The sequence below is a fragment of the Acidovorax sp. 22279 genome (assembly GCF_052045435.1).
Classification (GTDB): Bacteria; Pseudomonadota; Gammaproteobacteria; order Burkholderiales; family Burkholderiaceae_C; genus Acidovorax; species Acidovorax delafieldii.
This window is the reverse complement of sequence record NZ_JBQEOV010000020.1, coordinates 42747-64683: the sequence shown is the minus strand read 5'-3', so window position 1 is coordinate 64683 and position 21937 is coordinate 42747. Positions and strand designations below refer to the sequence as shown.

Annotated in this window: 23 protein-coding genes; 21 read left to right on the top strand and 2 right to left on the bottom strand. The window is 66.1% G+C overall.

Annotation, left to right across the window (positions count from 1 at the left end):
• The first annotated feature begins 180 nt into the window (after nucleotides 1-180).
• The 9 genes from ACTJKQ_RS21780 to ACTJKQ_RS21740 all read left to right on the top strand — a co-directional run bounded on the left by ACTJKQ_RS21780 (nucleotide 181) and on the right by ACTJKQ_RS21740 (nucleotide 9270).
• Complete coding sequence (locus tag ACTJKQ_RS21780) at nucleotides 181-1560, top strand: GntP family transporter (protein ID WP_440598035.1); 1380 nt, start codon at nucleotides 181-183, stop codon at nucleotides 1558-1560.
• Between the two features lie 31 nt (nucleotides 1561-1591).
• Nucleotides 1592-2503 carry an L-threonate dehydrogenase gene (ltnD, locus tag ACTJKQ_RS21775; protein ID WP_440598034.1) on the top strand — a complete coding sequence of 304 codons (912 nt, stop codon included), beginning with the start codon at nucleotides 1592-1594 and terminating at the stop codon, nucleotides 2501-2503.
• A complete protein-coding gene (gene otnK, locus ACTJKQ_RS21770; RefSeq protein WP_440598033.1) occupies nucleotides 2500-3777 on the top strand; it encodes a 3-oxo-tetronate kinase in 1278 nt (425 codons plus the stop codon). Before ltnD ends, otnK begins: the two co-directional genes overlap by 4 nt.
• 17 nt (nucleotides 3778-3794) lie before the next feature.
• Nucleotides 3795-4484 carry a class II aldolase/adducin family protein gene (locus ACTJKQ_RS21765; RefSeq protein ID WP_440598053.1) on the top strand — a complete coding sequence of 230 codons (690 nt, stop codon included), beginning with the start codon at nucleotides 3795-3797 and terminating at the stop codon, nucleotides 4482-4484.
• Nucleotides 4485-4561: 77 nt separating this feature from the next.
• Nucleotides 4562-5629 carry an alpha/beta fold hydrolase gene (locus ACTJKQ_RS21760; protein WP_440598032.1) on the top strand — a complete coding sequence of 356 codons (1068 nt, stop codon included), beginning with the start codon at nucleotides 4562-4564 and terminating at the stop codon, nucleotides 5627-5629.
• 25 nt (nucleotides 5630-5654) lie between these two features.
• On the top strand, nucleotides 5655-6452 hold the full coding sequence (otnI, locus tag ACTJKQ_RS21755; RefSeq protein WP_440598031.1) for a 2-oxo-tetronate isomerase: 798 nt from the start codon (nucleotides 5655-5657) through the stop codon (nucleotides 6450-6452).
• 364 nt (nucleotides 6453-6816) lie between these two features.
• Nucleotides 6817-7845 (top strand): ABC transporter substrate-binding protein, encoded by a 1029-nt coding sequence (locus ACTJKQ_RS21750; RefSeq protein ID WP_440598030.1) that lies wholly within the window; start codon nucleotides 6817-6819, stop codon nucleotides 7843-7845.
• 13 nt (nucleotides 7846-7858) lie between these two features.
• Nucleotides 7859-8857, top strand: coding sequence for an isopenicillin N synthase family dioxygenase (locus tag ACTJKQ_RS21745; RefSeq protein WP_440598029.1), 999 nt, complete (start codon nucleotides 7859-7861; stop codon nucleotides 8855-8857).
• A complete protein-coding gene (locus tag ACTJKQ_RS21740) occupies nucleotides 8854-9270 on the top strand; it encodes a VOC family protein (protein ID WP_440598028.1) in 417 nt (138 codons plus the stop codon). The genes ACTJKQ_RS21745 and ACTJKQ_RS21740 overlap by 4 nt, the downstream gene beginning before the upstream one ends.
• Before the next feature lie 94 nt (nucleotides 9271-9364).
• Here the strand turns inward: ACTJKQ_RS21740 and ACTJKQ_RS21735 are convergent, their stop codons facing one another.
• Nucleotides 9365-10360 (bottom strand): isopenicillin N synthase family dioxygenase, encoded by a 996-nt coding sequence (locus tag ACTJKQ_RS21735; RefSeq protein ID WP_440598027.1) that lies wholly within the window; start codon nucleotides 10358-10360, stop codon nucleotides 9365-9367.
• A gap of 450 nt (nucleotides 10361-10810) precedes the next feature.
• Here ACTJKQ_RS21735 and ACTJKQ_RS21730 point away from each other — a divergent pair, with 450 nt between their 5' ends.
• From ACTJKQ_RS21730 to ACTJKQ_RS21675, 12 genes are all read left to right on the top strand, one after another.
• On the top strand, nucleotides 10811-11326 hold the full coding sequence (locus ACTJKQ_RS21730) for a nucleoside deaminase (protein WP_369750496.1): 516 nt from the start codon (nucleotides 10811-10813) through the stop codon (nucleotides 11324-11326).
• 65 nt (nucleotides 11327-11391) lie between these two features.
• Nucleotides 11392-12048, top strand: coding sequence for a TetR/AcrR family transcriptional regulator (locus ACTJKQ_RS21725; protein WP_440598052.1), 657 nt, complete (start codon nucleotides 11392-11394; stop codon nucleotides 12046-12048).
• Nucleotides 12049-12237: 189 nt separating this feature from the next.
• Entirely contained in the window at nucleotides 12238-12540 is a 303-nt protein-coding gene (locus tag ACTJKQ_RS21720) for a 2Fe-2S iron-sulfur cluster-binding protein (RefSeq protein ID WP_440598026.1), read from the top strand.
• 39 nt (nucleotides 12541-12579) lie between these two features.
• Nucleotides 12580-13167, top strand: coding sequence for an NAD(P)H-dependent oxidoreductase (locus ACTJKQ_RS21715; protein ID WP_044398955.1), 588 nt, complete (start codon nucleotides 12580-12582; stop codon nucleotides 13165-13167).
• A 23-nt stretch (nucleotides 13168-13190) separates the two neighbouring features.
• Nucleotides 13191-14531, top strand: a complete 1341-nt coding sequence (locus ACTJKQ_RS21710; protein ID WP_440598025.1) for an amidohydrolase family protein — start codon at nucleotides 13191-13193, stop codon at nucleotides 14529-14531.
• Nucleotides 14528-15004 carry a RidA family protein gene (locus tag ACTJKQ_RS21705; RefSeq protein WP_440598024.1) on the top strand — a complete coding sequence of 159 codons (477 nt, stop codon included), beginning with the start codon at nucleotides 14528-14530 and terminating at the stop codon, nucleotides 15002-15004. The genes ACTJKQ_RS21710 and ACTJKQ_RS21705 overlap by 4 nt, the downstream gene beginning before the upstream one ends.
• 31 nt (nucleotides 15005-15035) lie before the next feature.
• Nucleotides 15036-15899, top strand: coding sequence for a creatininase family protein (locus tag ACTJKQ_RS21700; protein WP_121505600.1), 864 nt, complete (start codon nucleotides 15036-15038; stop codon nucleotides 15897-15899).
• A gap of 86 nt (nucleotides 15900-15985) precedes the next feature.
• Complete coding sequence (locus tag ACTJKQ_RS21695) at nucleotides 15986-16984, top strand: ABC transporter substrate-binding protein (protein WP_056060679.1); 999 nt, start codon at nucleotides 15986-15988, stop codon at nucleotides 16982-16984.
• A gap of 197 nt (nucleotides 16985-17181) precedes the next feature.
• Entirely contained in the window at nucleotides 17182-18012 is an 831-nt protein-coding gene (locus tag ACTJKQ_RS21690; RefSeq protein WP_440598023.1) for an ABC transporter ATP-binding protein, read from the top strand.
• Nucleotides 18009-18929 (top strand): ABC transporter permease, encoded by a 921-nt coding sequence (locus ACTJKQ_RS21685; protein WP_440598022.1) that lies wholly within the window; start codon nucleotides 18009-18011, stop codon nucleotides 18927-18929. The genes ACTJKQ_RS21690 and ACTJKQ_RS21685 overlap by 4 nt, the downstream gene beginning before the upstream one ends.
• A gap of 101 nt (nucleotides 18930-19030) precedes the next feature.
• Complete coding sequence (locus ACTJKQ_RS21680) at nucleotides 19031-20416, top strand: FAD-binding oxidoreductase (RefSeq protein WP_440598021.1); 1386 nt, start codon at nucleotides 19031-19033, stop codon at nucleotides 20414-20416.
• A gap of 92 nt (nucleotides 20417-20508) precedes the next feature.
• A complete protein-coding gene (locus tag ACTJKQ_RS21675) occupies nucleotides 20509-21345 on the top strand; it encodes an urease accessory protein UreD (RefSeq protein WP_440598020.1) in 837 nt (278 codons plus the stop codon).
• A 29-nt stretch (nucleotides 21346-21374) separates the two neighbouring features.
• Here the strand turns inward: ACTJKQ_RS21675 and ACTJKQ_RS21670 are convergent, their stop codons facing one another.
• Nucleotides 21375-21887, bottom strand: coding sequence for a GAF domain-containing protein (locus ACTJKQ_RS21670; protein WP_260666500.1), 513 nt, complete (start codon nucleotides 21885-21887; stop codon nucleotides 21375-21377).
• Nucleotides 21888-21937: the final 50 nt, after the last annotated feature.

The following is a 21937-nucleotide window of genomic DNA, read 5'->3' as shown; positions in this document are numbered from 1 at the left end:
CTTCACCGACCATGCCCACGCACTGGCAGACGCGGGTTAACCCGTAGCAGTGCCGTGCGCGATAATTTGTATGATAACCATATAAACACACCAACCAAGGTGCAGCTGGAAACCCCTGCAAGGCCGTTTTGAGCGGCTCCAGCCTGGGTCAGCCCCTTCCATCCCGGAGATATCTCGTTCATGTCCACCCTCGCACTTCTCGGCATCGGCGCCGGCAGCATCGCCCTGCTCCTGTTGCTCATCATCCGCTGGCAAGTCCACGCCTTCGTGGCGATGATGCTGGTGAGCTTTCTGGTGGCGTTTGCCACGCAGATGCCCATTGGCGACATCATCAGCACGCTGATTGCGGGCATGGGCGGCACGCTGGGGTCGGTGGCCATCCTGGTGGCGCTGGGCTCCATGCTGGGGCGCATGATCGAGGTCTCGGGTGGCGCGGCCAGCCTGGCCAACCGCTTCACGCAGCTGCTGGGCCCCACACGGGTGCCCATGGCGCTCACCGCCGCCGCACTGGTGCTGGCCATCCCGGTGTTTTTTGACGTGGGCTTCATCATCCTGGTGCCCATCGTCTACGGCTTTTGCAAGGCAGCGGGCGTCAACCCCATCAAGTTCGGCCTGCCCGTAGCGGGCATCATGCTGGCCGCGCACGTGGTAGTGCCACCGCACCCCGGCATTGTGGGCGGGGCTGCCATCGTCAAGGGCGACATTGGCTGGATCACCATCATTGGCCTGGCCATCTGCATCCCGCTGGCGGCGCTGTCACAGGTCGTGGCGGGCTGGCTCAACCGCAAGGGCTACCCCATGCTGCCCACCACGGCCGAGCAGTTTGCGGCCTTTGGCAGCAGCCAAGAAGGCGCGGACTCCAAGGCCCCCAAGGCTGCTGCCGCTGCCCCCGGCGTGGGCACCATCATGGCGCTGATCCTGATCCCGCTGGCCCTCATCATGGCGGGCACCACCGGCGCCACCCTGCTGCCCAAGGGCGACAACCTGCGTAACGTGCTGGGCTTCATCGGCTCGCCCATCTTCGCGCTGATGGTGGCCGTGGGGCTGGCGATGTTCCTGCTGGGCCGCAACCAGGGCTGGAACCGTGAGCGCACCAACGCCATCATGGAATCCGCCCTGCCCCCTGCTGCCACGGTGATTCTGGCGACGGGCGCAGGCGGCGTGTTTGCCAAGGTGCTCACCGCCAGCGGCATTGGCGCGGCGCTGTCGCAAAGCCTTACCGCTACTCATCTGCCGCTCATCCTGCTGGCGTTCATCATTTCTCTGGCGCTGCGCGCCGCCCAGGGCTCGGCCACCGTGGCCATCATCACCACCTGCGGCCTGCTGGCCGATGCCATGGCCGGTGGCGGGTATTCCCCCTTGCAGATCGCCTTGCTGACGGTTGCCATTGGCTTTGGCAGCCTGGGCCTGTCGCACGTCAACGATTCAGGCTTCTGGATCGTGACCCGCTACCTGGGCCTGAGCGTGGGCGATGGCCTGCGCACCTGGACCGTGCTGACCACCGTGCTGGGCTTGGCGGGCTTTGCCCTGACTGCCTTGCTGTGGGTGGCCGTTGCCTGATTTTTTCTCTTTGCTCTAGAAAGACACCACTATGACCCAACCCACCGTCGGCATCATCGGCCTGGGCGCCATGGGCGCTGGCATTGCCAAAACCCTGCGCAACAACGGTTTCACCATCCACGTGTGCGACGTGCGCCCCGGCGTGGCCGATGCTTTTGTGGCCGAAGGCGGCACGGCCCACGCCACCACGGCTGCGCTGGCGGCGGTGAGTGATGTGGTGGTGTCGGTGGTGGTCAACGCCGCGCAGACCGAGAGCGTGCTGTTTGGCGACGATGGCAAGGGCGGTGCAGCCAGCACCATGCGCCCCGGCAGCACCTTTGTGATGTGCTCCACCGTGGACCCCAATTGGTCGGTGGCGATGGAAGCGCGCCTGAACGCCCTGGGCCTGCACTATGTGGATGCCCCCATCTCCGGTGGCGCAGCCAAGGCTGCCTCGGGCCAGATGACCATGATGACCTCGGCCAAGCCCGAGGCCTATGCTGCAGCGGGCACCGTGCTCGACGGCATGGCTGGCAAGGTGTACCGCCTGGGTGACAAGGCGGGCGCGGGCAGCAAGGTCAAGATCATCAACCAGCTGCTGGCCGGTGTGCACATTGCCGTGGCCGCTGAAGCCATGGCCCTGGGCCTGCGCGAAGGCGTGGAGGCCAGCGCTTTGTATGAAGTGATCACGAACAGCGCGGGCAACAGCTGGATGTTTGAAAACCGCATGGCCCATGTGCTGGCGGGCGACTACACGCCGCTGTCGGCTGTCGACATCTTCGTGAAGGACCTGGGCCTGGTGCTGGACACCGCACGCGCCAGCAAATTCCCCCTGCCACTGGCCGCCACCGCGCACCAGATGTTCATGCAGGCATCCACCGCAGGCTTTGCCAAGGAAGATGACAGTGCCGTGATCAAGATCTTCCCCGGCATTACGCTGCCCGAAGGGAAGGAAAAGGCATGACGCGCGCACGTGCCCTGCTGGGCTGCATTGCCGACGACTTCACCGGCGCGACCGACCTGGCCAACAACCTGGTGCGCGCAGGCATGCGCGTGGTGCAGGCCATGGGCGTGCCCACGGCACCTTTGGATACCGAGGCCGATGCCATCGTGGTCGCGCTCAAGTCCCGCACCATTCCCAAGGGCGATGCCATTGACCAGTCGCTGGCCGCGCTGCAGTGGCTGCAGGCGCAGGGTGCAGAGCAGATCTATTTCAAATACTGCTCCACCTTTGACAGCACTGCAGAGGGCAACATCGGCCCCGTAACCGATGCGCTGATGCAGGCCCTGGGCACCGACTTCACCATCGCCACGCCCGCCTTCCCCGACAACAAGCGCACGGTGTTCAAGGGCTACCTGTTTGTGGGCGATGTGCTGCTGAACGAGAGCGGCATGCAAAACCACCCGCTCACGCCCATGGCCGACCCCAACCTGGTGCGCGTGCTGCAGGCACAAACACCCAGCCGCGTGGGCCTGATCGACCACAGCGTGGTCGCACAGGGCGAGGCCGCCATCCGCGCACGCATCGACCAACTCAAGGCCGAGGGCGTACGCATGGCCGTGGTCGATGCGGTGTCCAACGCCGACCTGCTGCGCCTGGGCCCTGCCCTCAAGGGCATGCCGCTGGTGACTGCAGGCTCGGGCGTGGCCATTGGCCTGCCGGGCAACTTTGGCGTGGCGCCCAGCAACGAGGCCGCCCGCCTGCCTGCCGCGCAAGGGCTGCAGGCCATCGTGTCGGGCAGCTGCTCGGTGGCCACCAACCAGCAGGTGATGGATTTCATCCAGGCAGGCAAGCCCGCTCTGGCCATCGACCCGCTGCGCATCGCCGCAGGCGTGGACGTGGCCGCCGAAGCGCTGGTTTGGGCGGAAGGCCACATCGGCCAGGGCCCGGTGCTGGTGTATTCCACCGCCGAGCCCTCGGCCGTGCGCGCCATTCAAGGCAAGCTGGGCTCTGAAAAGGCCGGTGCCATGGTGGAAGACACCATTGCCGCCATTGCACGCGGCCTGGTGCAGCGCGGTGTGCGCCAGCTCATCGTGGCGGGTGGCGAAACCTCCGGCGCCTGTGTGCAGGCACTGGGCATCACGCAGATGCGCATTGGCGCGCAGATTGACCCCGGCGTGCCGTGGTGCCATGCGGTGGCCCCGGACGCCAAGGACGGGCTGCACATCACGCTGAAGTCGGGCAATTTCGGCAGCACCGACTTTTTCACCAAGGCTTTTGCACAATTGTTGGTATGACCTCTACCCCCGCCTTCATGGATGAGCGCCAGGCCCGCGACGAAATCTGCCGCGTGGGCCGCAGCCTGTTTGAGCGGGGCTATGTGCATGCCACCGCAGGCAACATCAGCGTGCGCCTGGCCGACGGTTACCTCATCACCCCCACCGATGCCTGCCTGGGCACCCTGCAGCCCGAGCGGCTGGCACGCCTGGACGCCCAGGGTCAGCAGGTGGCGGGAGACCGGGCCAGCAAGACCATTGCGCTGCACCGGCAGATTTACGAGGCGTCGGCACCGACTGAGGCCCCTGCGCGCTGCGTGATCCACACGCACAGCACGCATCTGGTGGCCTGCTCGCTGCAAGGCGACACCGCTGCAGACGGGCAACTGGCACCGGATGCGCAGTTACTGCCGCCTATCACGCCCTACTTCGTCATGAAGGTAGGCCGCGTGCCGCACATCCCCTACCACCGCCCCGGTGATGCTGCAGCGGCGGCGCTGGTGGCACAGACCATCACCCGCTATGCCGCCCAAGGCAGCCCTGTGCGCGCCGTGATGCTGGCGCGCCTGGGGCCCAACGTGTGGCATGACACGCCCGCCGCCGCCATGGCCGTGCTGGAAGAGCTGGAAGAAACCGCACGCCTGTGGATGCTGTGCCAGCCCCGCCCCACGCCGCTGACCGCGCCCCAGATTGAGGAGCTGCGCCAGAGCTTTGGTGCCCACTGGTAACGGGTAACGGGTAACGGGTAACGGGCTGGCTGCGCACAAGGCGCGGGGATGAAAGAACACACACAAGGAGACAAACCATGACCCTTTCTTTCTGGCGCAAAGCCTTTGCTCCCATGCTGCTGGGCGTGCTGGCCACGGGCGGTGCATCGGCTGCGGACTACCCCGCCCCAAAACATGGGGAATGGGTCGTCAAGGACTTCCGCTTCCACTCCGGCCAGACCTTGCCTGAACTGAAGCTGGCCTACTCCACCGTGGGCGAGCCCACCGGAGAGCCCGTGCTGGTGCTGCATGGCACCAATGGCTCGGCAGAGAGCATGCTCACACCCGGCTTTGCAGGCACGCTGTTTGGCCCCGGACAGCCGCTGGATGCACGCAAGCACTTCATCATCCTGCCGGACGCCATCGGCACCGGCCGCTCCAGCAAGCCGTCAGACGGCCTGCGCGCCGCCTTTCCGGCCTACAACTATGACGACATGGTGCAGGCCCAGTACCGCCTGCTGACAGAGCACCTGGGCGTACGCCATGTGCGCGCCATCATCGGCAACTCCATGGGCGGCATGCACACCTGGGTGTGGGCCCAGCGCTACCCCGACTTCATGGACATTGCCGTGCCCATGGCCTCGCTGCCCGCCGCCATGTCAGGCCGCAACTGGATGATGCGCCGCCTGCTGGTCGATGCCATCCGCAACGACCCCGAATGGCAAGGCGGCAACTACACCCGCCAGCCCCGCAGCCTGCAGTTTGCATCGGTGTTCTTTGGCACGGGCACCAACGGGGGCAACCAGGGCCTGCAAAAGCTGGCCCCCAACCGCGCTGCGGCCGACGCGCTGGTGGAGCAACGCCTCAAAGCGCCTTTCCGTGGCGATGCCAACGACCACATCTACCAGTGGGAGGCATCACGCGACTACGACCCCGAGCCCGGGCTGGAACGCATCACCGCGCGCGTGCTGGCCATCAACTCAGCAGACGATGAGCGCAACCCACCCGAGCTGGGCGTGCTGGACAAAGCCATCGCCCGCATCCCGCACGCCCAGGCCTACGTGATCCCCGCTAGCGCCGACACCCTCGGCCACAGCACGGTGGGCCTGGCACGCTTGTACCAAGACCGGCTGGCCCAGGTGCTCACCAACGCCCCGCGCCGCTGACCCTCATTTTTCAGGAACCCTCTGTATGCCCCGCTTTGCCGCCAACCTGTCCATGCTCTACAACGACGTGGACTTTCTCGACCGTTTTGCCGCAGCTGCCCGCGATGGCTTCCAGGCGGTGGAGTACCTTTTTCCCTACGCCTACTCTGCGCAAGAACTGTCCGCGCGCCTGCAAGCCAACGGCCTGCAGCAAGTGCTGTTCAACGCCCCGCCCGGCAACTGGGACGCGGGCGAACGCGGGCTGGCCTGCCTGCCCGGGCGCGAGGCCGAGTTCCGCGAAGGCATTGCCAAAGCGGTTGAATACGCCCAGGCACTGCAATGCCCCCGCATCCACGTGATGGCCGGGCTGGTGCCCCAAGGGGCCGATGCAGCCACCGTGCGCGCCACCTACATCGCCAACGTGCGCTACGCTGCCGAACAAGCCGCGCCGCACGGTATCCAGATCCTGCTGGAACCTATCAATGGCCGCGACATGCCGGGCTTCTTCCTGAGCCGCCAGGACCAGGCCCATGCGCTGATCGCCGAGATCGGCGCCGCCAACGTCAAGGTGCAGATGGACCTGTACCACTGCCAGATCGTGGAAGGCGACCTGGCCATGAAAGTGCGCCAATACCTGCCGACCGGCAACGTCGGCCACTTCCAGATTGCCGGTGTGCCCGAGCGCCACGAGCCCGATGTGGGCGAGATCAACTACACCTATCTCTTCAAACTGCTGGACAGCCTGGGCTATGACGGCTGGATTGGCTGCGAATACCGCCCCGCGCGCGGGGCCGCCGCCCACGCCACCAGCGACGGGCTGGGCTGGCTAAAGCCCTGGCTGTAAAGACCTACCTCGCACCACAGTTGCCGTTGCACGCCAGACACTGGTGCAGCGCGCACCATGGTGTGGCGCGCGGGGGTGTTAGGGCATGGCCCGCACGATGGGATCGCATGGCACAGATCCTGCAAATACGCAGACGCCAAGAGTAGAAGCGTTCAGCGGCCACCGCCCGGAAATTGCTCTTGAAGCATGCAATGGACTGACGCCACCACGGGCGCGCAGGACTGTGCGTCTTCAGGAGGCCGGTGCCCCCACCTCGCAGCCCCAGCGCCCTGTCGGTTGATTGCATGCACCCCGTTCGGAGGGGTGTGAAGCCTGGCTTTTCACTCCCCCGTGGTTACCCGCCAACGACCAGGAGTGCTCCACCATGCAACGCCGTTCCCTCATCCGCGCCACCGGCGCCGCCGCCCTTCTGTCTGCCACACCGTTTGTGCGCGCCCAGGGCAATCTGCAGAAGTTCAAGTTCAACCTGGGCTGGAAGATCGAGGCCTCGGGCGCAGGCTTTTTGCTGGCGCAGCAGCGGGGCTATTACAAGGATGCGGGCCTCGATGTCACCATCGACACCGGCAACGGGTCTGCCTCGGCCATCAGCCTGGTGGCGGGTGGTGCCTATGACGTGGCATCGGCCGACCTCTCGACCATGATCGAGTTCAACACCGCCAACCCGCAGTCCAAACTGGCGGCGGTCGCCATCCAGTACGACCTGAACCCCAACTCGGTCATGGTGCGCAAGGACGGCGCCATCAAGAAGCCCGCCGACCTGGCGGGCAAGACCATCCTGGGCCAGCCCTTCAACGCTTCGCGCAAGCTCTTTCCCGCCTTTGCCAAGGCACAGGGCTTTGATGGCAGCGGCGTGAAATGGGAGAACGTCGCACCCGACATCGGCGACACACGCTTCGTCAAAGGCGATTTCGACGCAGCGGCGTACTTCTTCTTCACCGGTCTGCTCAACCTGAAGGCGCGGGGCCTGACGCCGGATCAGATCACGGTGTTCCGCTTTTCGGACTATGGCCTCAAGTCGTATGGCAATGGGCTCATTGCCAACGCCAAGAGCATGCAGGACAACCCGGACGCCATGAAGGCCTTCGTCAAAGCCACCACACGCGGCTGGGTCGATGCGATTGCCGACCCGCGCTCCGGCGCTGCCGCCATCAAGGCCCGAGAGCCCCTGGCCCATGAAGAGATCGAGTTCGAACGCCTGCAGCTCATCGTGGACGGCACCATGAAGACCGCCGAGACACGCGCCAACGGCTGGGGCGCTGCCACGCCTGCGCGCCTGCAGGCCACCATCGATGAGACCGTGGCAGCCTTTGGCCTCAAGAGCAGCCTGGCGGTGGCCGACATCTGGACCGACCGCTTTCTGCCCCCGGCCGTAGACCGCAAGCTCAAGGCCTGACCGGGGGAAAGCCATGGGCATCCCCCTCCTCGACCTCAGCGGCGCCCTGCAGCCGGGCGCGCCGCGCAGCCCCGCCGTGATGGCCGTGGCCGCCCAACTGCGCCAGGCCTGCACGGGCCCGGGGTTCTTCTACGTGCGCCACCACGGTGTGCCGCAGGACATCATTGCGCGCCAGTTTGCCTTGGCGCAGCAGTTCTTCGACCTGCCGCTGGCCTCCAAGGAAGCGATTTCGCTGCACCACTCACCCGCGATGCGGGGCTACGAAAGCCTGGGCGGGCAGACCCTGGACGCGAATGCGCGCCCGGACCTCAAGGAGAGCTTCTACTGCGGGCTGGACTACGCGGCAGACCATCCGTATGTACAGCGCAGCTACCACTCATACGGCAGCAACCAGTGGCCGGAGGCGTTGCCCGAGCTGGCCACCCAGAGCCGCATCTACATCGCCGCCATGCGGCAGCTGGCCCTGCGGCTGATGCAGCTGCTGGCGCTCTCGCTCGACCTGCCAGAAGACTATTTTGACCACACACACCAGAGCCCCATGCTCACGCTGCGGCTGCTGCGCTACCCACCCCATCCTGAGAGCGCCGATGCGCTCACCTTTGGCGCGGGCGAGCACACCGACTGGGGTGCCATCACCCTGCTGGCCCAGGACCACCATGGCGGGCTGGAGGTGAAACTGCCCACCGGCGAATGGGTGGCTGCCACACCCATCGAGGGAGCGCTGGTGGTGAACCTGGGCGACATGATTCCGCGCTGGACGAATGGGCTGTACCGATCCAACCCCCACCGCGTGCGCAACGTGCACAGCGGGGGCGCACCGCGCCACTCCATTCCGTTCTTCTACACGCCCGACTACGAGGCCCAGGTGGTCCCCGTCCCCACCTGTGTGCCTGCGGGTGAGTCGCCGCGCTTTGCACCCTGCACCGTGGGCGAGCACCTGCAGGCCATGTACCGCAAGACGTACGGCCTGGGTCAGGCCACCACCCCAGCCAGCGCGGCGGTGATGTCATGAGGCTCTGGTTCAACCTGCTGTGCCAGGACATCGAAGCGCAGCTTCAGTTCTATCAAGCCCTGCTGCAGTTGCCCGAGGCGCCAGGGACGTGCTCGGCCATCTACCGGGCGGTGGAGACCGAGCACTTCCAGCTCGGCTTCAATGCCCCCGAGGCCTATGCCCTGCTGGGCCTGGCCGACCGGCAGCCTGGCGCAGCCTTGCCGTCACCACGCGGCGTGACAGGCTATGCCACCTTCATGCTGGACACACCGGACGCCGTGGAGGCTGCCAGCGAAAAGGCCAAAGCTCTGGGCGGACAGGTCATCAAGCCAACTTACGCCACGTACTACGGCCAATGGCAGGCGGTGCTGGCGGACCCGGAAGACAACGTGTTCCGGATAAGCGCTGTGGGTGTACCGCGCCACGTCGCTTGAGCTAGCCCCTGCACGGCCGCGCCATCGACGGCAGCCGACCACCCAGGCATCGGCGGGGCGGACAAGCGCCCACCCCTGCCTCCCAAGTCACGCGTCAATAAGCCTTGAAGTTGGCCGCCACCCGCTGGTTCAGGTAGTCGCCCGCGGCAATCGCCGGGTACTTCTTGCCGGGCCCTTCGATGATGGCGTCGCGGTTGGCCTGGGCAAAGAAGGCGATGCTGTAGCGCGGCCCCATGTACTCGCCGGGCAGAGGGTTCTTCACACGGTGGAAGTTGCTGGGCAGCTGGTCGTCACTCCAGCGCATCAGCATGTCCCCGATGTTGCAGGTGATGGCCTGCTCGTCGGGCTCCACCGAGGTCCAGGCCTGGGTGTCCATCTCCTTGCCCGGGCACACCTGCAGGCCGCCCTGGCCCTGGCGCTGAAAGAGCAGGGTCAGGCAATCAAAGTCGGTATGCGCCCCGGCGCGCCACAGGCCCAGGCTGGCTTGTTGCTCGGGCGGGGTCGCAAAGTAGTGCAGCAGGCGCAAGGTGCTTTGGTAGCTGGCCTGCGCAGGGTCGTGCGCGCGGGCAAAGAAGGCCTCGTCAAACCCCAGCTTCCACGCAAAGCATGACAGCACCTGCATGGCCACCTGCCAGCACTGGCCCTCAAAGGCCAGCATGGTGACCTGAAAGCCTGCCAACTCTTCGTCGGTGGGCCACAGGCCCGCCATGTGGGGGCGGGTGATCTGGTACGACTCCTTCTGGTCCGGCGTGCCGGTGGAGGGACGCACCTGCGCGCGGCTTTCCCAGCCCACATTCAGCGCTTTCTTGAGCGGGTACTGCGCCTTCACGGCATCCGGCAGCGCAAAAAAGCGCTCGGTCATCGCAAAGGCGTTGTGCACCTCGGCCAGGTCAATGCCGTGGTTCACGATCTGGAAAAAGCCGACATCGACGGCGGCGTCCCACAGCTGGTCGGCAATCTCGGTCTTGCGCTGCGCAAAGTGGCTGAGGTCGATGCGGCGGATCTCGCGGCTCGCGGTTTCCGAGCCCATCGCGCCCATGCGCGTTTCTTTTTGCAGTTCGGCGAGGTCGTAGGTGGCAGTGGTGGTCATGCAGTTCTCCTGAAGACAAGTGGAAGGAAGAAAGGCCCTCCCGCTGGGTGCTTCAAGAGTGGGTGGCACCGCATGCGGCGGCCGTCCTTTCAACCCTTGAAGCCACGGTGTGCAAACGCACACCGCTGCGCGCACAGCGGGCTTCAAGAGCAATTTCCGACTGGCATCTCCCCGCGCAGGATGGCACAGGGGGCAATGCAGTGAACGCTTCTACTCTTGCCAACAGCGATGCAAGAAGAATGCCCACGGCGCCATGCATGTGTGCCCACGCAGGTTGAGAGCGCTTGTGCACGCGCATCAAAAGCCATGCATACATGTCACTGATTGTGATTGGCATGCCAAATGCATAGCGCCCTGCACCACAACGGCGGGCGTGCAGACAGTCCGGCGTTGCACAACGACAGCCACCCACCCACCATCGACGGAGACACCTACACCATGCACGCGCTCATGTCTGCACCCCCAGCCAGCTTTGACGACCCCACCCCCATCAACGACACGGACGGCACCTACCTGCGCCAGGCCATCGCGTGGTCGTGCACGGCCCGCGCGCGCGGCAACCGCCCGTTTGGTGCCGTGGTCATCAGTGCCGAAGGGCGCCTGCTGGCCGAGGCCTACTGCAACACCACCGAGACCGGCGACTGCACCGGTCACGCCGAGACCAATGCTGTTCGCCAGCTCAGCCCGCGCGTGGGGCGCGATGCCCTGGCCAAGGCCACGCTGTATTCGTCGGCCGAGCCCTGCGTGATGTGTGCGGGCGCCATCTTCTGGTCGGGCATTGGGCGCGTGGTGTTTGGCATTGATGCCGAGCGCCTGCGCGTGTTCCGGGGCGAGCGGGCCGAGCAGCGCGACGCCGAGCTGTCGTGCCGCGACGTGTTTGCCGCCTCGCCCCACGCCATCGAATGCATCGGCCCGGCGCTGGTCGAAGAAGCCAGCGCGCCTCACATCGGGTTCTGGAAAGTCTGACCCACTCCCGCGCGGGCAGAATCTGCAGCGCACACTTTGCACTCCCCATGCCTCGCACCAAAGCCATGACCGAATCCGAAGCCGAAGCCGCCTCCGGCGCGCTGCTCAGCCGCGCCAAACAGGGGCGCGAACGCATCTTGGGCGCCATCCGCGAGGCAGCCATTGCCGAGTTCAGTCGCCATGGTTTCAAGGGGGCATCCACCAAAGCCATTGCCGAGCGCGCGGGCCTGACCAAGCCCCAGTTGCACTACTACATCAGCAGCAAGGAAGAGCTGTATGAAGAGCTGCTGTACTCGGTGCTCAACGGCTGGTCGGGCGCCTTCATCTTTGACAGCAACAGCGACGATCCCAAGAAGGTGTTGAGCAGCTATGTGCGCAAGAAGCTCGACTACGCACTGGACAACCCGGGCCTGTCGCGCATCTTCACCACCGAGGTGCTGGGCGGTGGGCGCAACCTGGGCAAATACTGGCCCGTAGCCGTCAAGTCCACCCAGCAGAAGGTGGACCTCATCAACCGCTGGATTGCCGAAGGCCGCATGCGCAAGGTGGACGCCAAGGTTTTGCTGATGCAGATCTGGGGCATGACGCAGCACTACGCCGACTACGGCGTGCAGGTGCACATCATGCTGGGCCTGGCGCCCGACGAGCCCATCGACCGCGAGCCCATCGTGCGCGAACTCACCAGCTTTGTGCTGCTGGGCTGCGGCATCGCACCAGACTAAGGCCCCCGCCCCATTCTGGGCATGCCTCGGGTGCCCGAGGGGCGAATCCCGGGCAATTTGCACCAGCACGCGGCGTCAAAAGCCCCTTTCAGGCCGCGTTGATCCACCACAAAGACGTTTGACCGCTTTTTGTGGCTGGCACAGCCTTTGCAATAGTTTGACCAATCGATCAAATCACATGGTCAAACAATGCAGACAGCCCCTGACACCGCCGACGCCGCCCGCACAGAACACACGTTCGAGCTGATCCTGCAGCGCAGCCAGATGCGCTTGCCTGTTGGCTCTGGCGAGAGCATGGCCGATGTGCTGCAGCTCGCTGGCGTGCCGCTGGAAACCCTGTGCGAGCAGGGCGTGTGCGGCACCTGCGTGACCCGCTGGCTGGACGGCGAACCCGACCACCGCGACAGCTGCCTGAGCGCCACAGAGCAAGCCACCCACGTCGCCGTGTGCTGCGCACGCAGCCACAGCGCCACGCTGACGCTGGATCTCTAGGCACCACCCCTCCTCCCACTCACTCGAAGGACACCCGCCATGCGCATCCTCGTGATCTATTGCCACCCGGTAGAAACCAGCTACAACGCAGCCCTGCACACCGAGGTGGTGCAGCAGCTGCGCGGCGCGGGCCATGAGGTGGACGACTGCGACCTGTACGCCGAGGGCTTCAACCCCGTGATGACACGCGAAGAGCGCCTGGGCTACCACGAGGTGCCCAGCAACCAGTTGCCCGTGCAGGGCTATGTGGACCGCCTGCTCTGGGCCGAAGCCGTGGTCTTCTGCTTTCCCACCTGGTGCTTTGGCATGCCGGCGATGCTCAAGGGATTTTTCGACCGCGTGCTCATGCCCGGCGTGGCCTTTGACATCAGCGATCCGCACAACGTCAAACCCTCGCTCACGCACATCAAGCGCATCTCAGCCGTGGTCACTTACGGGCGCCCCCGCTGGACGGCCCTGTTCATGGGCGACCCGCCGCGCAAGTCCATCACCCGCTACATGCGCCTGCTCACAGGCGGCAAGGCGCGGGTGGACTACCACGCTTACTACCACATGAACGTGGCCACACCACCTCGGCTGGCGGCCTTCAAGGCCCGCGTGGGCCAGGCCATGGCGCGCTTTGCATAAGACCAATTTCTAAGGATCACGGCATGCACGCATCCAGCACCCCCGACCACATCCTGCGCGCAAGGTTGCCGCGCTGGCTGCTGCCCGCCACATGGCCGCAGCAGGGCCACCACCCCGCACTGGCCGACCTGCACCTGGCCCAGGGCCGCATCGTGCAGGTGCTGCCCCATGGCACCCAGCCAGCGCCCCACGGCACGGTGTGGGACGTAGCAGGCGCGCTGGTGCTGCCCGGCCTGGTGGACGCACACACCCATCTGGACAAGGCCTTCACCTTGCCCCGCATGGGCGTGGTCAAGCCCGGCCTGCTGGGCGCCATCGAGGCCATGATGGTGGACCGCCAAAGCTGGACCGAGGCCGACATCCACGCCCGCGCCAGCCGCGCGCTGCAATGGGCCTATGACGCCGGCACCGTGCATCTGCGCACCCACTGCGACTGGTGGGAGCCCGACGCACAGCCGCTGGCCTGGAACGTGTTGCGCGCACTGGCGCACGACTGGGCCGACCGCATCACGCTGGAGCGCGTGAGCCTGATCCCCCTGCATCTGTACGCAGAACGCAGCGCCGCCATGCAACTGGCAGCCACCGTGGCCGCCAGCGGCCCCGGCGGCTTGCTGGGCGGCTTTGTGCATTCCACCAACTGGGACCCGCAGGCGCTGCGCCACTTGTTGGAAGCCGCACAACACCACGGCCTGGACGTGGACCTGCATGTGGACGAAGAACTGCACCCCGACGCTAAGGGCTTGGCGACCACCGCCGCACTGCTCAAGGAGCTGCGCTTTGAAGGCCATGTGGTCTGCGGCCACACATGCGCCCTGGCCGCACAGGACGAGGCCACGGCCCTCGCCACGCTCGATGCCGTGGCACAAAGCCCCATCACCCTGGTCACGCTGCCCATCACCAACCTGCTGCTGCAGGACGCCACCACCGGCCGCACGCCGCGCCGGCGTGGCCTGACGCTGGTGAAGGAAGCTCGTGCACGCGGCATCCCGGTGCTGGTGGCCAGCGACAACGTGCAAGACCCGTTCTGCCCCGTGGGCAGCTTCGACCCGCTGGAGGCCCTGGCCACGGGCGTGCTGGCGGCGCAGCTGGAGGCACCTTTCGACCAATGGAGCGAATCGCTGTGCCGCAGCGACTGGCTGCGCACCGGCCGCACTGGCACCACCGCGCTGCCGCTGCAGCCTGGCACGGTGGCAGACCTCCTGGTCTTCACCCAGACCGACCACTGGGGCTTTCCATCGCGCGCACAGGGCGCGCACGGCCGCGTGGTGCTACGCCAGGGCCGCGTCGACAGCGGCCATGCACCGGCTGCCTGGCATGTACCCACCCACGTGCCCAACACATCATCCGCAAGGAGCCTCGCATGAGCCCCGCATCTGCAACCGTACCTGCGCCGGGCATCGCCCAGCCCCTGGCCCGCTACGCCGCATGGCGCCGCGCAGGCGACTTCATTTACCTCAGCGGGATCATCGCCGTGGACCCTGCCGCCAGCCGCATCGTGCGCGGTTACGACGACATCCCGCATGAGGCCGCCACGCTGATTGGCCGCACGGGCGAGTTCAGCAGCGACATCAAGGAGGGCCCCATTCTCGCGCAGAGCTGGTATGTGCTCGACCGCATTCGCCAGACCATCGAGGCCGCCGGCGGCCAGATGTCCGACGTGTTCAAGCTGGTGCAGTACTTCAAGAACCTGGACCACTTCCCACAGTACAGCCGCGTGCGCAAGCTGTTCTTCCCCGGCGAGCCCCCCGCATCCACCGTAGTGGAAGTGAGCGGCATGTTGCCCACGCCCGACATCCTGATCGAGGTCGAAGCCACGGCCTATCTGCCACAGCGCTGATACACCCCCAACACCTTCACGAAAGTCTTTCATGCTGCACGGCTACAACCCGCCCCACCGCTACCTGCCCTACCTGAGCTGGACCGAGATCGCCGACCTGCCGGACAAGGAGAACACCGTCATCGTGCTGCCCACGGGCGCCACCGAGCAGCACGGCCCGCACCTGCCCTGTGCGGTGGACACGGTGATCAGCGCGGGTGTGGTGGGCCATGCGCTGGCGCGCCTGCCGGCCGATGTGCCTGCGTTCGCGATGGCGCCAATCACCTACGGCAAGTCCGAAGAGCACCTGCACTTCCCCGGCACCGTCACGCTCAGCGGCGAGACCCTGCTGGCCACCATGAACGAGGTGGGCGAGTCGGTATACCGCGCGGGTTTTCGCAAGCTGCTGTTTGTCAACGGCCACGGCGGCCAGCCGCAGGTGATGGAAATGTGCGCACGCGAGCTGCGCCTGCGCCATGGCGACTTCATTGTGGTGCCCAGCTTCACCTGGCGTGTGCCACATGTGGCGGGCAAGTACCTGTCCGACACCGAAAAGAAACTGGCTATGCACGCAGGCCACGCCGAGACGGCGTTGATGCTGGCGCTAGCCCCCGACACCGTGCACATGGAGCGTGCGGTAGTCAACTACCCGCCCGTTTTTGACTCGCCCCTGCTCTCACCCGACGGCCGCCCGGCCTGCGCCTGGAGTGCACGCGACTTCGGCCCCAGCGGAATCATTGGCGACCCGCTGCCCGCCACGGCCGAACAGGGGCACGCCATCCTCGACTCGCTGGCCGTGAGCTGGGCCGCCGCCATTACCGAGCTGCATCGGCTGCAGTGGGCACCGCGCACTGAGCCCACCTGGGGCCGCGCCCATCACACCGGCCACGTGGAGCACTCCAGCGCACTGGCCTGAAACCTGCGAACGCTATCGCAAAACCTTTTCGCCTTTCCCTTCGTTGTCCCTTCGTTCCACCTCCACCACCCTACCGGAGTACCACCATGATGAAGACCGCCTCCCGCCTTTCCAAACTTGGTGCAGCCGCGCTGCTCGCTGTTGGTGCCGTCGGCACCATGCAAGCCCACGCGCAGGAAAAGTTCACCTACATGACCAACTGGTATGCGCAGGCCGAGCATGGCGGCTTCTACCAGGCGGTGGCTACGGGCCTGTACAAAAAGTACGGGCTGGATGTGACCATCAAGATGGGCGGCCCGCAGGTCAACATCGTGCAGATGATGGCCGCCGGCCAGGCCGAATGCGTGATGGGGTCGAGCGACCTGCAGATGATCCAGATGCGTGAAGGCGGCGTGCCCGTGGTCAATGTGGCGGCCGTATTCCAGAAGGACCCGCAGGTACTCATCGCGCACGAGGACGTGAAGAAATTCGAAGACCTCAAGGGCAAGACCATCCTGATCGCCTCGTCGGCCCAGCGCGGCTACTGGCCCTGGCTCAAGGCCAAATACGGCTTCACCGATTCGCAGACCCGCCCCTACACCTTCAACATCCAGCCCTTCGTGGCCGACAAGAACGCCGCCCAGCAGGGCTACCTGACATCCGAGCCGTTTGCGATTGCCAAGGCGGGCGTCAAGGCGAACACGCTGATGTTCAGCGACCAAGGCTACCCAGCCTACGCCACCACCATCTCGTGCATGGAAAAGACGGTGAAGGACCGCGGCGCCGCCGTGGCCTCGTTCGTGAAGGCATCGATGGAAGGCTGGAAGAGCTACCTGGCCGACCCCGCCCCGGCCAACGCGCTCATCAAGAAGGACAACCCCAACATGACCGACGAGCAGCTCGCCTACAGCGTGGCCAAACTCAAGGAAATGGGCATGGCCACCGGGGGTGACGCGGCCACCATGGGCATCGGCATCATGACCGACGCACGCGCCAAGGCCAGCTACGACTTCCTGGTGGACGCCAAGCTCATCGACCCTGCCAAGGTGAAGCTGGCCGAGACCTACACAACTTCGTTCGTCAAAGACCTCAAGGTTCTTCCTTGATCCCCCCTGAGTCGCTTCGCGCCTTCCCCCAAGGGGGACAACGCCCTCGCTGCGGGGCGGCCCTTGCTCGGCGTTCGCTGGCTCGGGCCGCGCCAGTTTCCAGCGGCTGGCGCCAAGCCAAGCGCTACGACAGATAAGCCCCAACGCCCTGACACAGCGGCCAGCCTCCCCGGCCACATCCATCGAAAGGCACCACCATGTCCATTCCCGCTGCCTCGCCACCTCTGGCACCCGCGCCGCGCCCCACACCCGCCGTGGAGGTGCTCTCGGCCGAAAAAACCTACCCCAATGGCACCCAGGCCCTGCTGCCGGTGGACCTGACCATTGAGGAAGGCGAGTTCGTCACCCTGCTCGGCCCCTCGGGCTGCGGCAAGAGCACGCTGCTGAAAATGGTGGCGGGGCTGCTGGAGCCCACCGACGGCCGCCTGCACCTGTGGCGCAAGCCCGTGGCGCAGCTGGAAGAGAGCGGCAAGAAGATGGCGTTTGTCTTCCAGTCGCCCACGCTCATGCCCTGGGCCAGTGTGCAGACCAATGTGCGCCTTCCGCTGGACCTGGCGGGCGTGCCTCGCGCCGAAGCCGATGCGCGCGTGACCGAAGCGCTGGCACTGGTGGGCTTGTCCAAGTTTGCCAACGCCCTGCCTCGTGCGCTGTCGGGCGGCATGCAGATGCGCGTATCGATCGCGCGCGGCCTGGTCACCCAGCCCGACCTGCTGCTGATGGACGAGCCCTTCGGCGCACTCGACGAAATCACGCGCCACAAGCTCGACGCCGACCTGCTGGATCTGTGGCGCAAGAAGAAGCTCACTGTGATCTTTGTGACGCACTCGATCCACGAGGCGGTGTTCCTCTCCAGCCGCGTGGTCATGATGGCCGCGCGCCCGGGCCGCGTGGTCGAAGAGTTCCGCATCGATGCGCCCTACCCCCGCACGGCCGACTTCATGGTGTCGCCCGAATTCAGCCGCTACGCCAAGCTGCTGCAGGACAGCCTGCTGCGCGCCAGCATGGACACCGAGGAGACCGTGGCATGAGCACCCCCTTCCCTTCCGCATCCATCGCATCGCCCGTGGTCACCGCCCACCCGGCAGCCGCCCCGCGCTCAGCGCCTGCACCAGTCGCTGCCAAACCTGCCGCCAAGGCCACACCCAAACGCCCGCCGCTCATGGCCCAACCCCGCGTGCAGCGCGTGGTCTACCCCGTGCTGGTCGGCCTGGTGCTGATCGCGCTCTGGCAGGGGCTGGTCACGGCCATGGAGCTACCGCCCTACCTGGTGCCCTCGCCCATCCTGATGATGAAGACGCTGTTCACCGACTGGGCCGCCCTGGGCGGCTCGCTGTGGGTCACCGTCAAGATCACGGTGCTGGCCTTTGTGGTGGCCACGGTGGCGGGTGTGCTCATCTCGTTCCTGTTTGTGCAGAGCAAACGCATCGAGACGGCGCTCTTCCCCTACGCCGTGCTGCTGCAGGTCACGCCCATCGTGGCCGTGGCACCGCTCATCATCATCTGGGTCAAGGACCCGACGGCCTCGATGGTGATCTGCGCCGCACTGGTGGCCCTGTTCCCCATCATCAGCAACACCACGCTGGGTTTGCGCAGTGTGGAGCCTGACCTGCAAAGCTACTTCCAGCTCAACCGCGCCACGCGGCTGCAGACGCTGCTGCGCCTGCGCATCCCCAGCGCGCTGCCCTACTTCTTTGGCGGGCTGCGCATTTCCAGCGGCCTGGCGCTCATCGGCGCCGTGGTGGCGGAGTTTGTGGCGGGCACCGGGGGCCAGGGTGCGGGGCTTGCGTACCAGATTTTGCAGGCCGGCTTTCAGCTCAACATCCCGCGCATGTTTGCTGCACTGCTGCTGATTTCGCTCACTGGCGTCGCCTTGTTCGTGCTGATGGCCTGGCTCACCCGTGTCGCCCTGGGCGGCTGGCACGCCAGCGAAACGTCGCACGACTAGCCCTTTCAACCCCATCGCCAACACACCGCGCGCAGCCACTGGCGCGCGGCACGGGCTTCCTTTTGCCCAAAACGGCCACCAGCGGCCAAGGAGATACCGACATGACCACCACCGCCCAACAACTGCCCGACCTGCTGCCCGATCTGGACTGGATTGCCGACCCGCTGCGCGTGGGCCGCCTCTCACAGGACTTTGCCTGGTTCAGCCCTGTGCTCAAACGCGACCTGGCGGGCAAGCGTGGCGACATCGCCGTGCGCCCACGCACCGAAGCAGAAATCCGCCAGGTGGTAGCCGCATGCGCCAGCGCGGGCATCCCTCTCACCGTGCGCGGCAGCGGCACCGGCAACTACGGCCAGAGCACGCCACTGCACGGCGGCGTGATCCTGGACCTGTCGGGCTACAACGCCTTTGGCTGGGTGCGCGGCGGCGTGGGCCGCGCGCAGTCGGGCATTCGGCTGGCAGACTTTGACACACAGGCCAAGCCCCACGGGCAAGAGCTGCGCTGGCTGCCCAGCACCTACCGCAGCGCCACGCTGGGCGGGCTGTTTGGCGGCGGCTTTGGGGGCGCAGGCTCCATCAACCACGGCCCGCTGGCCGCGCCTGGCAACGTGCTGGCCGTGCGCGCGATGACGGTGGAGCCCGAGCCCCAGGTCATCGAGCTGCGCGGCCCCGAAGCCATGCTGCTGCACCACACCTACGGCACCAACGGCATCGTTCTGGAGCTGGAAGTGGCCCTGACCCCCGCCGTGGAGTGGACCGAATGCATCGCCACCTTCGAGCAATTCGACGCGGCGCTGGAGTTTGCCGACCGCTTTGGCAGCGCGCCCGGGCTGGAGAAAAAGGAGGTGTGTTTTGTGGCCGCGCCCATCCCGCAGTACTTCACCAGTCTGGCCGAACACTTGCCTGCCGACCAGCACGCCGTGCTGCTGCTGGTGGCCCCGCACTCAGAAGCCGGCATGCGCGACATGGTGGCCCAGCACGGCGGTCAGGTCACCTACCGCAAGACGGCCGACGAAGTGGCCAGCAGCCACAAGACGCTGCTCGAATACACCTGGAACCACACCACCCTGCACGCCCTCAAGGTGGACAAGGGCCTGACCTATATCCAGAGCGGCTTCAACCCCATGCACCGCCTCAAGCAGGTGAAGGCGCTGGAGGCCGCGCTGAAAGGCGAGGTGATGATGCACCTGGAGTTCTTGCGCACCAAGGAGGGCGCCTTCAACTGCAGCGGCCTGCAGATCATCCGCTACACCACCGAAGAACGCCTGAACCAAATCATGCAGATCTACCGCGACCACGGCGTGCAGATCAACAACCCACATGTGTACATCGTGGAAGACGGCAAGCAGAACAACCTGGACCCGGCCGTGGTGGGCATGAAGCGCCGCTTCGACCCGCAGGGCCTGCTCAACCCGGGCAAGCTGCGCAGCTGGTACACGGCCGAACCCACAGCCCCCGTGCAGACACCTGTACGCCAAACAGCGTAGAGAAAACGGGTGGCGCGTGTCGCACCCACGGGCCTCTACCGCTTGCCTGCAGGGCATAATCAGCTACTCATTTAGTAGCAAACCATCGAAACATGCCCTGGCACGCCCGCCTTCAGCTCGACTACACGGCAGAACATAGCGCCCGCACGGTAGCCCGCTACGAGCACAACGGGCCGCTGCGCATCCTGCAAAGCCTGTACCCCGAGGGCGACGCCATCTGCCACAACGTGCTGGTGCACCCGCCCGGCGGCCTGGTGGGCGGCGACACACTGGACATCACCACCACCGTGGGCCCAGGCGCCCACGGCCTGGTCACCACGCCCGGGGCCACACGCTTCTACCGCTCCACCGGCCCGCTGGCGCTGCAACGCAGCCACCTCACCCTGGCCGAAGGCGCGCGCCTGGAATGGCTGCCGCTAGAGGCCCTCTGCTACAGCGCCTGCCACGCTGAAAACCACCTCACGCTGAACCTCGCCCCCGGCGCCGAATGCATCGCCTGGGACGTGACCGCGCTAGGCCTGCCGCACGCGGGCCAGCCGTTTGTACAAGGCCGCTTCACCCAGCACCTGGAAGTGCCCGGCCTGTGGCTGGAGCGCGGCGTCATCGACGCCGCCGACGACCGGCTGCTGAGCAGCCCCTTGGGCTTGGCGGGCCACCGCTGCATGGCCAGCATGTTCTTTGCCGCAGGCACCCCACTTGACCGGACGCGCCGCGACACCGCACTGGACGCGGCCCGTGCGGTGATGGATCAGCACCCCCTGGTCAAGGCCACCGCAGGCGCCACCAGCCCCAACGACCGCATGGTGGTGGTGCGCGTGCTGGCGCCGCAGGTGGAGCCCGCGATGAAACTGCTCAAGGCCGTGCGGGTGGCGTGGCGCCAGGCGATGTGGTCGCTGGAAGGGGAAGCACCCCGGATCTGGGCGATGTAAGGGGCCGATCAACACTGCCCTGCAGGAGGTCAGCGCTGCCCGGGATCCAGTGTGAGCCTGGAGGCCAGCAGGTCAGCTGTGTACCGCAGACGGCCGATGTCCACGTCGGCCTGCACGCCACGGCTGAAGCAGCACAACGTGCCATATATCTCCCCGCCCGAAAGCCGCACCGGCGTGCTCAGATGCGTGCCGATGGGAAAGCCGGGGTTGGGTGCCCGGCCCGCCGCCACCAGGGGCCCGGCGTCCTTGATCGCTTCGGGCAAGCGCCCCTCGATCACCCACTGACACCAGCTTTCCTCCACGGGGTCCGATCTGCCCGGCTGCACTGCGGAAAAGTCTGCGGCGCTGTCCACCGCCTTAATGGTTCTGCGCCCCTCGGTGATCTGGGACACGAAGGCCACGTCCATGTTGAGGCGGGTGCGCAGCAGCTTCAGCACCTGCGGCACAGCCGCTGGCAGGTCGGGATCGGCAGCGTCGCTGGTGGCCACCAGCAGTTCGGAAATGGTGACGTCGAGGTCGTCGGGGTTGTAGTCCAGAAACATGCGCCGCAGTCTACGCGGCGGCGCATGCCAATGCCGTAAGCAGTCGTTGC